The 12313-nt window shown below is 44.5% G+C and carries 8 protein-coding genes; 3 read left to right on the top strand and 5 right to left on the bottom strand.

All coding sequences use genetic code 11. From position 1 onward, the window contains the following. Positions 1-295: 295 nt before the first annotated feature. Entirely contained in the window at positions 296-772 is a 477-nt protein-coding gene (locus CXF83_RS08350) for a hypothetical protein (RefSeq protein ID WP_101092815.1), read from the top strand. A gap of 84 nt (positions 773-856) precedes the next feature. Here CXF83_RS08350 and CXF83_RS08345 read toward each other — a convergent pair whose 3' ends face one another. The 5 genes from CXF83_RS08345 to CXF83_RS08325 form a co-directional block, all read right to left on the bottom strand. Then, a complete protein-coding gene (locus CXF83_RS08345) occupies positions 857-1540 on the bottom strand; it encodes a TorD/DmsD family molecular chaperone (RefSeq protein WP_101092813.1) in 684 nt (227 codons plus the stop codon). Between the two features lie 104 nt (positions 1541-1644). Beyond that, the gene (locus tag CXF83_RS08340) at positions 1645-2322 is read right to left on the bottom strand and encodes a DMSO/selenate family reductase complex B subunit (protein WP_101092811.1); all 678 of its coding nucleotides are present in this window, start codon (positions 2320-2322) and stop codon (positions 1645-1647) included. Positions 2323-2336: 14 nt separating this feature from the next. After that, complete coding sequence (locus tag CXF83_RS08335) at positions 2337-4865, bottom strand: DMSO/selenate family reductase complex A subunit (RefSeq protein WP_101092809.1); 2529 nt, start codon at positions 4863-4865, stop codon at positions 2337-2339. Positions 4866-4905: 40 nt separating this feature from the next. After that, positions 4906-6915 (bottom strand): MtrB/PioB family decaheme-associated outer membrane protein, encoded by a 2010-nt coding sequence (locus CXF83_RS08330; protein WP_101092807.1) that lies wholly within the window; start codon positions 6913-6915, stop codon positions 4906-4908. A gap of 17 nt (positions 6916-6932) precedes the next feature. Continuing rightward, positions 6933-7871 (bottom strand): DmsE family decaheme c-type cytochrome, encoded by a 939-nt coding sequence (locus tag CXF83_RS08325; RefSeq protein WP_101092805.1) that lies wholly within the window; start codon positions 7869-7871, stop codon positions 6933-6935. A gap of 943 nt (positions 7872-8814) precedes the next feature. On the opposite strand from CXF83_RS08325, the gene CXF83_RS08320 reads away from it, so the two are divergent. Both CXF83_RS08320 and CXF83_RS08315 read left to right on the top strand, forming a co-directional pair. Continuing rightward, on the top strand, positions 8815-9021 hold the full coding sequence (locus CXF83_RS08320; RefSeq protein WP_101092803.1) for a cold-shock protein: 207 nt from the start codon (positions 8815-8817) through the stop codon (positions 9019-9021). 1142 nt (positions 9022-10163) lie between these two features. Continuing rightward, positions 10164-12311 carry a M3 family metallopeptidase gene (locus CXF83_RS08315; RefSeq protein ID WP_101092801.1) on the top strand — a complete coding sequence of 716 codons (2148 nt, stop codon included), beginning with the start codon at positions 10164-10166 and terminating at the stop codon, positions 12309-12311. Positions 12312-12313: the final 2 nt, after the last annotated feature.

Here is a 12313-nt window from a genome sequence, read left to right as displayed (position 1 = left end):
GTGGCAGTTATTGAGTGCGTTAGAATGAGCACTTCGGCGTAAAAAGCAGTGTAATGTGATACTGAAATACGATGTTATCGCGCCGCTTTCACGCTGCTTTTGCAGTGCCGAGCACATTGAGTAGCGCTCTTTATTGATACAATAACCGACTAACATTAAACACGACGCTGATTAAACTGCACTCCCATTAAATAGCACTTAATGATGGGCAGTGTTGCCCTTACATCAACCTGTAACCCTCGCGAGTGCAGGCAGATATAAGCTCAGAGATGTGTAAAAGTAGCAAAGGAAATAAATGACTCTAATACGTTCTATTGGCCAGCAATGGAGTAAATCAATTCTAGCGCATCGCTTAGGGTTAACATTGCAACATAATGAGGTTGTACAACAACTTTTTGGTGGTGCTACGTCACTCACCACTGTGACCAACACGATTGCGGCATTGACCTTTTCTGAGGGAGCGCCGCTATGGTTACCAGCGCTTGAAAGTGGTGATGACACGCCACTGACAGATTCGGTCACACTCAACTGTTTATTCGCTGCTTGTCGTTTGTTGTTTATTAAAGAGCTTGAGCAAGGCGAACTAAATCAGTCAGAACACTTGGTACTCGCCATAGGATTCCAATGGAGCCAATCGTTAATCAACAAAGATACTGATGCGACATTAACCGCTGACAGCAAACAGCTGTGCAACTTACTGCAAACCATTCATCGCCAGTTAGAGCAAGTGCGTACAGATAAACGTGTATCTAACCGCAACATGGGCAGTTAAGTTGTGATCTGCCCCCTCCGGTTTTAATCCATAAAAAAGCCCGCAACTTATTCAGCTGCGGGCTTTATTTTTGTCTTGATCAATTTAACGATAAAGGCGTGTCTCTTTTGGCAGCAGTTGAAAATCTTGCTGCATCTGCAGTAAGAAGTCATTCCCGAGCAGTGCAATACCACGATAAAAATCAGTATTTGCATCCGCCAAAGCCAACTCAAAACAACGATAAGCCCAAGGTAGAAAATGCTGTTGTAGCAAGACTTGGGTAAAGCGTATTAAGGCTTGGTTATCGGCTTCAAGCTCAAGACGACCAAAGGTTTGATCCAGTACGGCAAAGAACAACCCAATATGATCAACTGGTTGTGGGTAATCCACCGCAACCTCAACGCCATGTGCGCGATAGAAATCCATAAGCGCCGTGGTCGAACGATCATTGAGTAACTGCGCTTCACTGAGATATACCGAACCTTGCGGTACGGCTTTAGGCTCACCAGGACCAAAAAATAGCCGTCCATAATCAAGCTTAAGCTCAATCAACTGTTCGCTATGGTCATCACTTTGCCACTGTTGTAAAAACGTAGTCAGAGCCTCGCGACCTTGGCTATTTTGCTTATTGTTAGCAAATACTGGCCAGCTACCTGCTACATCACAATCCTTTAGCCCCTGCACTAGCTCGGCTTCTGGATAACGAATAAGGCAGTGGTGCAAAATGCGCGCTAGGCCTTGGTACTCGATAAAATCAACCGTGTTGATAGACGCTGTATTTGAAGACATGGTTCACCTTTAAAACTAAACGCCCATATTGGCCGTCGCTTTGATTTCACTCGACTTTAATCATAACGATTAGCGCCAAAGTTCGGCGCCAATCGCTGGCCATTTTACACTTCTGACGTGTTTAAAATTCTGCCTTCACCGCTACCTGCCGGACTACCGTTGACGTTAGCCTTGATGATCAGGTTGGGAGAAGTGATTGATGGTGATGGCAGTGGTGCAATATGACCATCGCCTTCGCCATATTTGGCACGTAAGTTATCCATAGTATCGAAGTCGAGTGCACGCAGTGGGCAAGACTCAACACACACAGGCTTACGACCATCAGCGATACGCTCATAACAACCATCACACTTAGTCATGACTTTGCGTTCGCGGTCAATTTGCGGCGCATCATACGGACAGGCACGAGCACAGCTTTCACAACCGATACAGATGTCTTGTGCCACGTGGACGAGACCGTCTTCACGACGCTTGTGCATTGCACCTGTTGGACAGGCTTTAACACACACAGGCTCAGAACAATGGTTACAACCAATAGACATATAGTAAGCAAATACATTTTGCTCAAAACAACCGTTGTTACCTTCAGTCCATTCTCCGCCGCCGTATTCATACACACGACGCCAAGTTACGCCGTCTAGCGCAGGCAAGGTATTGCCTTCTGGATTACTATTGTTACGAATTTCATTGCTTTGACGATCTTTACAAGACACGTGACACGCTTTACAACCACTGCACTTAGTGCTGTCTACATAAAAACCGTATTGAGTTGGTTCAGTCATAATTAACTACTCTCTTAAATCTTTTTGATGGCAACACGGATGGTGTGCTGTGGATTACCTTTAGCAACGGGGCTTGGCTGATAGCGAGTTAGCGAGTTAATCGCGCCGCCTTCATCAATAATGTGCCCTGTGCTACCAACGGTTGTACCTGGGTTGAACCAAGCACCTTGACCCAGTGCAAATACACCCGGCGCTACACGTGGAGTAATACGCACCTTGACTTCGATTGAGCCACGTTCGTTGTACATCTCAATCTTGTCGCCAGAGCTTAAGCCATGCTTAGCACCGTCCATTGGGTTAACCCAAACGGCATCTTCTACCGCTTCACGCAACCAAGGTACGTTATGGTAGCTCGAGTGAGTACGGCCTTTAGTGTGGTAACCCGCTAACTGAATGGGGTAGTCTACTTTGGTCTCTTCATCTTCATAGCCGTCCCACGTCACTGTGTACTTTGGAATCGCCGTGATGGTGTCACCCTTTATACCCGTCGGGTTTTGCGCACTGTTTTCTTGATCCCAGTTCGCTGCACGCCATGCAAGTTCAGCAGAGTAGATCTCAATCTTGCCACTTGGCGTTGATAGTGCTTTGCCACCTTTAATGTAACTTTCAAGTGCAACGTGCTTGTCGTTCATGTGCTTACGGAAGAAACCAATCTCTTGTGCTTCTTTGTAAGTCGCAGGAAACGCAGGGACGACACCGACGTTGGTGCTGCTGTCTCTGGTTTTTTGGTAAAGCTCTTCAAGCCACTGCTCTTCAGTCTTACCTTCAGTGAACGCAGCTTCACAACCCATGTATTTAGCGATTAAAGCAGCCGCTTCGTACATAGACTTACAATCCCACATAGGTTCAATCGCCGACTTCATTGCCGTGATGTAACCCAGTGCGCCAGATGCGTAAGAGTCGTTAACCAAATCGTTTGATTCTAACCAGCTGGTGTCTGGGAGGATAATGTCGGCAAACTTAGCGCCTGGGGTCATCCAGCAATCACAGCTAACGATGAGCTCAACACCCGATTCATCTTCTAAGATTTTAGCGGTGTTGTTGATCTCTGCATGCTGGTTTAGCAATGTGCTATCAGAGGCAGAAATGATCACTTTGATGTTAGTACCAAGTGGCGTATCTAATCCCTCGGTACCACGAATACCATGGCTACGAGCCGTCATGGTTTCACCGTTGAGAATCGCTTCAGACCAAGTGAAGAAAGAGATACTTTCTTTTACTGGGTTGCTACCCGTTGGGATGCCTGCACGGTACATACCGCTCATGGATGGCAACTCACCGCTTGATGCACCTAGCGTACCTAGCTTACCGGTTAGCACTGACAACATGTAAAGCGCACGCATGGTTTGCTCACCGTTAGCTTGACGGTTAACACCCGCGCCGACAACGATATAAGGTCTTTCAGATGCCATTAGATCATCAGCAATCTGTATAATTTGCGCAGTCGGAATACCAGTGATTTTTTCAGCCCATTCAGGGGTTTTCTTAGGTTCATTGGCATACATGCCTTCACTTAAGATGTAATCACGGTAGTTCTCTTCTGGGTTCATGACGTTGGCATATTCTTGCTTAGTCGCATCACCGCTGGCTGCAAAGATATCGATTTGCGTTTGAATAGACGCAGCGTCAAAACCCACGGCAAACTTATTGATGAAATCCAATGAGTTTGTATCAACCCAGCCAGAGCTTATCATTTGGTAAGCAATCGCTTCAGCAAATGCAGCATCGGTACCGGGACGAATAGGCAGCCACTTAGACTCTTTACCTAACATTGAGTCAGTGTAACGAGGGTCAATCATCACGACTTTTAAGCCGTTAGACTTTTGCAGTGCTTTTAAGTAATCGTAACCTTCACCGCTACCAGACTGACGAACTTCACTTGGGTTGTATGCCACGCCCAATAGAAAGTCACTTTCGGCCAATGTTACCGTTGAAGAACCTTCAGTACTGCCAGTACCAAAAGTGTGCTTCGCCGCTTCCATTTGCTGTGCCCAAGAGTAGTTACCGTAAGCATTCAGGCAACCGCCGTTTAGGTTGAATAAACGGTTAAAACACGCGTTTGATGCAAAACCATAATAAGCACCAGAACCGTAGCTACGGAAAATAGCTTTGTTACCATGCTCATTAATAACCGAAGATAACTTAGTACCAATGGTCTTTGCGGCTTCGTCCCAAGTGATTGGCACAAACTTGCCTTCGCCACGCTTACCAACACGTTTCATTGGCGACTTTAGACGGTCAACGGCATAGGTACGTTGGCGTAACGAACGACCACGGGCACAGGCACGCACTTGGTAAATATCATCACCATCGACAATGTCATGATCCGTTTCAACACGGGTAATAACACCGTCACGGCTGAAGACTTTAACGGGGCAGTTTGAACCACAGTTTACTAGGCACGCAGACCAGGTAATTTGCTCATCACCAACAGGGGGTTTAGGCGGAATAACATTGGCATCATCAGAGCTGGAATTACAGCCTGTAACCGTTGCTGCACAGCCCAGCGCAGCACTCATTTTTAAGAAACTTCTACGTTCCATAATCTCGTTTTCCTCAAACTTAAAATGTGACTGACTCGACTTAAATCAGCTTGTAGCTGAAGGTCAACATCAGTTGATGGGCGTTATAATTGTGATTTAGTTCACCAAGGGTGATTAAACTTGAATTGCTATTAGCGCTGACCATTGCACTGTCTGTATCGAAATAGCGCTCAAACTGATAAGCCAGTTTTAGTGCCATTTGAGGTGAAATCAGATATTGCCCATAAAGGTTCACGCTGTGGTTATATGAATAGTAAGCACCGTAAGCACCGTCACTTGATGGGTTCACGCCGGTGTTGCTTTCTGAGTTGGCAAACAGGTAATCCATGCCTAACGTCAGTCTGTCTTCCATAAGGCCTGAATAAGTCGCGCCTAGACCTAAGTTAATAAACTCGTCGCGAATTTCAGAGTGCCAAATAGCGGTTTGATCGCCACTTTGGTCTGAATCAATCCACTGCTGGCCTGCAAAAGCGTAAAGTGATAATGGCTCAGTTAACTGCACTTGAACGTTGGCGTCATAGCCATAGTCTTTAGCCTGAGTTAAGCCAATTTCTGTTGCATCATAGTCATCGTTGGCATAGTGAGTACTAACATCAAAGCTTAACCACTCAAGCGGCGTGTAGCTTGCTCTAGCATTTAGCTCAGTGCGATTACGATCCGCTAAGTGATACTTACGCATCAGCGACTCGGTTTCCTCTGATGTGAGTTCGTCAGCTTGGTAATCACTGCCACCACGCTCGCCATAACTCAACCCAAAATTAAGGGTTAACTTGTCGATAGCACGAATGCTGAGTTTGCTCCAAAGCTCATTGTCTTGAGTTTCTTCACGCTCACCATAACTGCGATCGACTTGCTTATAGTTGTAACCAGCTTGCAGACGGTAACCACTGGCAATTCGGTAACTAGCGTTGGCCTTAAAGGTCTCGCGCTCAATGTCCATTGGGGTGTTTTGCTTATATGCACCCGACATGGCGTTATATTCATACTGGGCAAAATCAAATACCGAAGAGCGATTATCACGCTTGCTATAGTCATAACTAGCCCCAAGACGTAAGCGATTACTCACTCGCGTACTCGCCGCCAGATTGCTGGTAAAGGTGTCTACTTGGCCATCCCAGTTTTGAACCGGATTACCACTCATCTGCACCAGGTCTTGATCTTGGATCATACGACCCGACACCACGCGGCCACTAAAGACACTTGACGCAAGACGGTACTGACCCGATAACGACACTTGATGTGCTTGGTTATCTGGCGTTGCACTGTATACGTCGTAGTTATTTGGCAGACTTAAGTTGTCAATGTTGTTTTCGTAGCGAGAACCGGAGTAGCTCAGTTCTGATAACCAGTTTTCGCCATCAAGCACAACACCCGCACTAAAATTATCGGTCGTTTCATCAACGGGTTCAGCAAAGTTAACTGGGCTTGGGTCCATCAAACTTGCAGAACGGTTACCGGTTTTATCTTCACGGTCATAACGGGCATAACTGTTAAGGCCAAGATCGGTTAGTTTAGAAAAGTCATACTCAAAACCAATGCCGCTTCGCTGGCGTTGCAAATTAAGATCAAGCACACGAGTTTGATCACTCGGGGTGAGCATACCGTTGTTTTGCCAAAGGTTAGTTTGCGCATTGCTGTACTGATTAGTGGTAATCGTTTGGAAATCGACATCAAGCTTATACTGTTCGCTCTTACCAGCTTCGACGTTGATAAAACCATTATCCATACCCAGCTGGTGAGCCTGAACCTTAGCGCGGTAACCACTTTTCTGGTATGCGATATCGGCATTAATGCCCGCTATTGCGCCATCAGAGCCAGTACCGAGCTGATTAATCGCATGTTCATCATCAGCATCAATAACGCCAACACTTGCACCGACGGTGCCTGAATAGCCATCATTAGCAACACAACGTTTACATTGGTAGTTTGCTGTTTTTAAGTGCTCAGTATTGGCTTGCTGAACACCAAAATCTGCAGCCATCGCACCTGTCGCGGTTCCCAACAAGGCAAGAGTAATCAAATTTAAAGAAAATAATTTAGTTGAACGCATAATACTCACTCCAAGTCTTAACGGGCAAAGTTGCTACCAGCAGGATGGTTAGAACCATGGATCTTGCTGTGACAGTTAAGGCAGCTTTTACCTGCGCTAAAGGCATCAACACCCGCTTGTGAAGTCATACGACTTGCATGTCCGTCATCGGCATGACATTGCTGGCATAACTGAGGAACTCGCGCTTTGAGCAAGGCGTCATTAACACTGCCGTGCGCTGTGTGACAGCTAGAGCAATCTTCCATTACTGGCGCATGCTCCCACAAGAATGGACCACGTTTGTCAGCGTGACAGCTAGCACAGGTTTCATTAAGGCTTGGCTTGTTTAACGCACTTTCGGACATAGAACCATGTGGGCTATGACAATCAATACAGGTCATCTGGTCCCATTTCATTGGGTGTGATGAGCGCTTGTTCATATCTGCCTTAGCGCGGGTATGACATGAGGTACACGTATCGTTAACCATGAGTCGGTCAAGCGCTGGGTCTTTAGCAGCGTGAACGCTATGGCAATCAGCACAAGCGACTTCTTCAAGGTTGTGAGTACTGTTATGCCACGCCATCTGCTTAGGATCGTTATGACATCCTTGACACACACTGTTCTGCGTTTCTGCTGATAACTTGCTGTCAGCACCAAAACCAATCATTGGCTCTTTACCGCCACGATTATGTTTGCCTAAAGGACCATGACAAGCTTCGCATTGCATGCCAGCCATTGGAGACTTACTGCTATTCATGTCGCCATGAACGCCGTCAAAAATAGCCATGACCTTAGCGTTCTTCTTATGGCACATCAGGCAAGAATCAGCGCCTTTAGAAGAGTACTTACCCTCAGCAAATTTTTCGGTTAATTTTTGTTCTAATTGGTCGGAATCAAGAGAACTCCAAGGAGTTGCTTGAGCTGGTAAAATAATAATGATTAATGTGAGTAAACTCGTAGCCACTAACTTGGCCATAAAATTCACTGACTTTATGGTATTGATGAAGGACATTAATTTCAGACCTGTTGTATATCGATAGGGGTATTCTAGAGCTTGAACATCTGTTGATTCAACCGCATACAAGCTGGTATCCGAGTTGAGGCTTACGCCATACTTTTGGGTAAATTGTTTGCAAGGTCACAATATAAAGATGCAGTTGAAATACTCGTTCAAAAGCGGTTAAAACAAAATAGTTATAAATTTCAAAATGATATGATTTAACTGAGAATGGTTGTTATCTTTAGCAGTTATTAATATAACAATGGAATGTAAATAAGTTGAATTTGTGGGGCGTATTTATTAGCGCTAGATCACTAATATATTTCTAACTATTCAGCGCAAAGACAGTAATACCCCTTAAGTTATAGCTTAAAGTGCTAATATTTGAACGGATCACAACAGATGCTCACCGACTATAAGCAGGGACTCATCAACATTGATCAGCGTTAACCATAGAAGCCACTTCATCGTTCAATACAGCATCCAGCTGTTTGCCATACTTTTTCTCACTGCATGGAAAGATAACCATATCGATTGTGCGATAACGTTTAGTTAACCCTTAGTGATATTTTGATACAGGATGCTTATATTTTGCCAATATCCTCTCAGTAACATGGCTAAGTTCACCACTCGTTATTGAGTTAACAATAAAAAAAACACAAATTCTGGTGACTAAAAGCATATATTCTCAATTTTCAGCTAATATGAGGCAAGCAAAGCCTGTATACTCGCCTTTCTAGAAGGTGTGTGAGATAATCCTTAATTAATTGATTATTAGTACACGCTTTGAGCGGTCGAGCTTAATAGCCGCGCAAGGCGCGTATAAAAGTGTTATAAGCTAAACTAGTTTAACGTTCTGATTTTGTAATGGTGATAGCACATCAGAATTATATTTTTCACCGAAGATAAAGAGAATATTATGAGTAAAGGTATAGTCAAGTGGTTTAACGCCGATAAAGGTTTCGGTTTTATTACTCCAGAAGACGGAAGCAAAGATTTGTTTGTTCATCATTCAGAAATTCAAGCTGGCGGTCAATACGCTACATTGAATGATGGCCAAGCGGTTGAGTTCGAAGTTGGCGAAGGACAGAAAGGTCCATGTGCTAATAAAGTTGTTGCCGTTTAATCGATGACACTTGATCGGGTAGCTGGGAGTATCTAACCTCCAGCCGCCACAACACCCTGCAGCCCAGCTGCTGGAGTATGTTGTAGAGGGCAGTTCATTTACTCTTAGTAATGAATTGCCCTAACTTTACCTTCCTTCTTTAAGTCTACAGCCAACTGCAAACTAATCATCCTCAGTAAATACAATCCCACTGATTTAACTGTTTCAACCTGCTTGGTATTACTTGGCACTTGTTGTATCTCCGGCTCCCAAAGTCACAAGCACAATGACCTTTCCCTAATTTAAGCCCAGCAGCCTAGTCAGTCCAAATTTAGTCGTCAGTAATGCGCCAATCTGGGGCATAACAACACCAAAACTGACGAGCAAAGACGCTTTTACCCAGCGTGAGGCTGTTTTAAACTAACGATGAGAATAAGAAATCTAAACAACCAACATCAATAGCTAGCGGCAGTCGATCTTTCGAGCTTAGTTTTTGTTCGACTCTTTCCCGTAAAGAATAATGATTTTAGGTCAAGGCTTGAGCCATGATTTAGCAACCGAAGTGAAAAGCTCGTAACGCATTCTAGTCATAAAAGACTAAAAGTATTGAAACGAACCCTAAGGGCCGCGCTTCTTGGCTATTTTTACGGTGTTGTTGGCTATTTGTGGAGAATGACTAAACGACATAGCCTCCACCTTGTCGAAATAGCCAATAAACAGCGGCAAAAACAACCGTGAAAGATCTACAGCCCCTAACCCCTTCTTAAAATGAACAAAATTTAATGTCGCTATCGCCGCAATAAGAATGACGAGTCACAACAAAAGTCCACTATTTGTATATCAGATAATTTATGGCGACATGTTGCCAAAGTGATAATTCAATGAGAGTCGCTAATATGATGTGTATCAACATCTTGTATCCAATGCGATATCAAGGGTAGCGAAGTGACGCAAAACGTTAACAATTAAAGCCCTGTTAAACTAACTGTCTCAAACTGCTTAGTTTGAAAAAATAATACAGTTATTCCTATTATTACAGCACAATATTAATTGAAACTTAAAATTTGAGTTTGATGTTAGTTAGATCCACTTGGTATGGTGGTATTCGCTACTCATAACAATTAGTCAATAAAATGCAGTGCGTTATCACAAAGGGAATCTCCATGCGTAAGTCTATCCTCACTACGGCTATTTTGGCCAGTTTAACGATCACAGGTTGTTCAGAAGTCTCTGGAAGCAAAGATATTACTCCACCAGCTATGAACGCAACAGAAGTCAGTAACACACAGGTAGAAGTGAGCAATGTATTAATGCGTCAGAGTCGTTTGCAGTATCAAGCACCAGAGTTCGATCAAATCTCCTTCGCTGATTATGCTCCCGCCTTTACCCAAGGGATCGCTGACCATGATGCCGACATTGCTAAAATAATGAACAATAAGCAAGCGCCAGGATTTGACAACACCATAGTGGCGATGGAAAAAGCAGGCAGCTTACTAACTCGAGTTTCTAAAACGTTCTTTAATCTTGCCAGTGTTAACTCTTCCGATAAAGTACAAGCTTTAGAAGCAGAGTTGGCCCCGAAGTTATCGGCACATTGGGACAATATCTATCTAAACCCCGAACTGTTTGCTCGTGTTGAAGCTGTGTATCAGTCACGTAATACATTATCCGCTACGGATAAGCGTTTAGTGGAATTCTACTACCAGAATTTTGATCGTGCTGGTGCCAAGTTATCAGATGCAGATAAAACCACAATGCGCGACCTCAATGGCCAGCTGGCCAGCCTGACTACCGCGTTTTCAAAAAACGTGATGAACGCATTTAAAAATGAAGTGGTTATCGTCACCGATAAAGCCGAGCTCGATGGTTTGTCTAACGCAGAAATCGCGACCTTAGCACAAGCAGCTAAAGACGCAGGCAAAGAAGGGTATTTAATCACCCTAGTCAACACCACTCGCCAGCCTATTCTTTCTAGCCTCAATAACCGTGCATTGCGCCAGCGTATATGGGAGACCTCTTCAAATCGTGCAATGGATACCAACGGTCCCAATATTATTAAACAATCGCACCTGCATGCCGAGAAAGCGGCGCTGTTAGGCTATGACTCATGGGCGGCCTATACCGTTGCCGATCAAATGGCTAAGACTCCTGCCGCCGTGTATAACATCTTAGATGATTTAGCCCCTAAAGCAGTTGCAAAAGCGAAGCAGGAAGCTGCCGATATTCAGGCCGAAATAGCTAAAACCGGTGCAGAATTTGAGCTTGCTCCCTGGGATTGGGCTTATTTTGCCGAAAAAGTACGTAAAGAAAAGTATGACTTGGACCAGAGCCTAGTCACTCCCTATTTCGAGTTTAACCGTGTACTAAACGATGGCTTGTTCTTTGCGATGAAGAAGCTGTACGGCATTACGGTTAAACCGCGTACAGATCTACCCGTGTGGAATGAAGATGTGTCAGCTTACGAGATTTTCAATAAAGATAATTCATCCATCGGTATCTTCTATCTCGATCCCTATGCTCGAGAAGGAAAGAGTGGCGGCGCATGGATGGATGAATTTGTAACGCAAAGCGGTTTATTAGGCACTAAACCCGTTGTCTATAACGCGCTCAACATTCCAAAGCCCGCATCGGGCCCAACCCTGATGACCTTCGATGAAGTGACCACCATGTTCCATGAGTTTGGTCATGCCGTTCACGGTTTATTCTCTGATGTGAAATACCCTAGTTTGGCTGGTACAGCCACCCCACGCGACTTTGTCGAGTTTCCATCTCAAGCCAATGAAGACTGGGCTATCAATCCACAGGTTATCGCCAACTATGCCAAGAATTATCAAACCGGTGAACCTATTCCAGACGCGCTGTTGTCTAAGGTATTAGCGGCAAGTAAGTTTGGAAAGGGTTTTGATACCACTGAATACCTCGCTGCTGCTATTTTGGATATGGAATGGCACTCAATTTCAGTGGATACTAAAATTGATGATGTAGAAAAGTTTGAACACCAAGCGCTAGCTAAACACGGTATCGACTTTTCACCGGTGCCTTCGCGTTATAAATCAGCGTACTTTAGCCACGCTTTTGCTGGTGGATATTCTGCGGGTTACTACGCCTATCTATGGACCGAAGTCTTTGCCGCTGATGCATTCGATTACATGAGCCATAACGGCGGTTTGTCATTGGAGAACGGTAACAAATTCCGCGATAATGTACTTTCTAAAGGTAACAGTGAAGATTTGATGCAAGACTACATCAAATTTACCGGCAGAAAACCTAGCGTAGATGCTCTACTCAAGCATCGTGGATTAGTAGACTAACC

This window comes from Shewanella sp. Choline-02u-19 (assembly GCF_002836205.1).
Lineage (GTDB): Bacteria > Pseudomonadota > Gammaproteobacteria > Enterobacterales > Shewanellaceae > Shewanella.
This window is presented reverse-complemented; position numbering and strand designations above follow the sequence as displayed.

Bases quoted from the DNA above. Each gene is read 5' to 3' on its own strand.
- CXF83_RS08350 (WP_101092815.1), top strand. From the start codon at position 296: ATGACTCTAATACGTTCTATTGGCCAGCAATGGAGTAAATCAATTCTA.
- CXF83_RS08345 (WP_101092813.1), bottom strand. From the start codon at position 1,540: ATGTCTTCAAATACAGCGTCTATCAACACGGTTGATTTTATCGAGTAC.
- CXF83_RS08340 (WP_101092811.1), bottom strand. From the start codon at position 2,322: ATGACTGAACCAACTCAATACGGTTTTTATGTAGACAGCACTAAGTGC.
- CXF83_RS08335 (WP_101092809.1), bottom strand. From the start codon at position 4,865: ATGGAACGTAGAAGTTTCTTAAAAATGAGTGCTGCGCTGGGCTGTGCA.
- CXF83_RS08330 (WP_101092807.1), bottom strand. From the start codon at position 6,915: ATGCGTTCAACTAAATTATTTTCTTTAAATTTGATTACTCTTGCCTTG.
- CXF83_RS08325 (WP_101092805.1), bottom strand. From the start codon at position 7,871: ATGGCCAAGTTAGTGGCTACGAGTTTACTCACATTAATCATTATTATT.
- CXF83_RS08320 (WP_101092803.1), top strand. From the start codon at position 8,815: ATGAGTAAAGGTATAGTCAAGTGGTTTAACGCCGATAAAGGTTTCGGT.
- CXF83_RS08315 (WP_101092801.1), top strand. From the start codon at position 10,164: ATGCGTAAGTCTATCCTCACTACGGCTATTTTGGCCAGTTTAACGATC.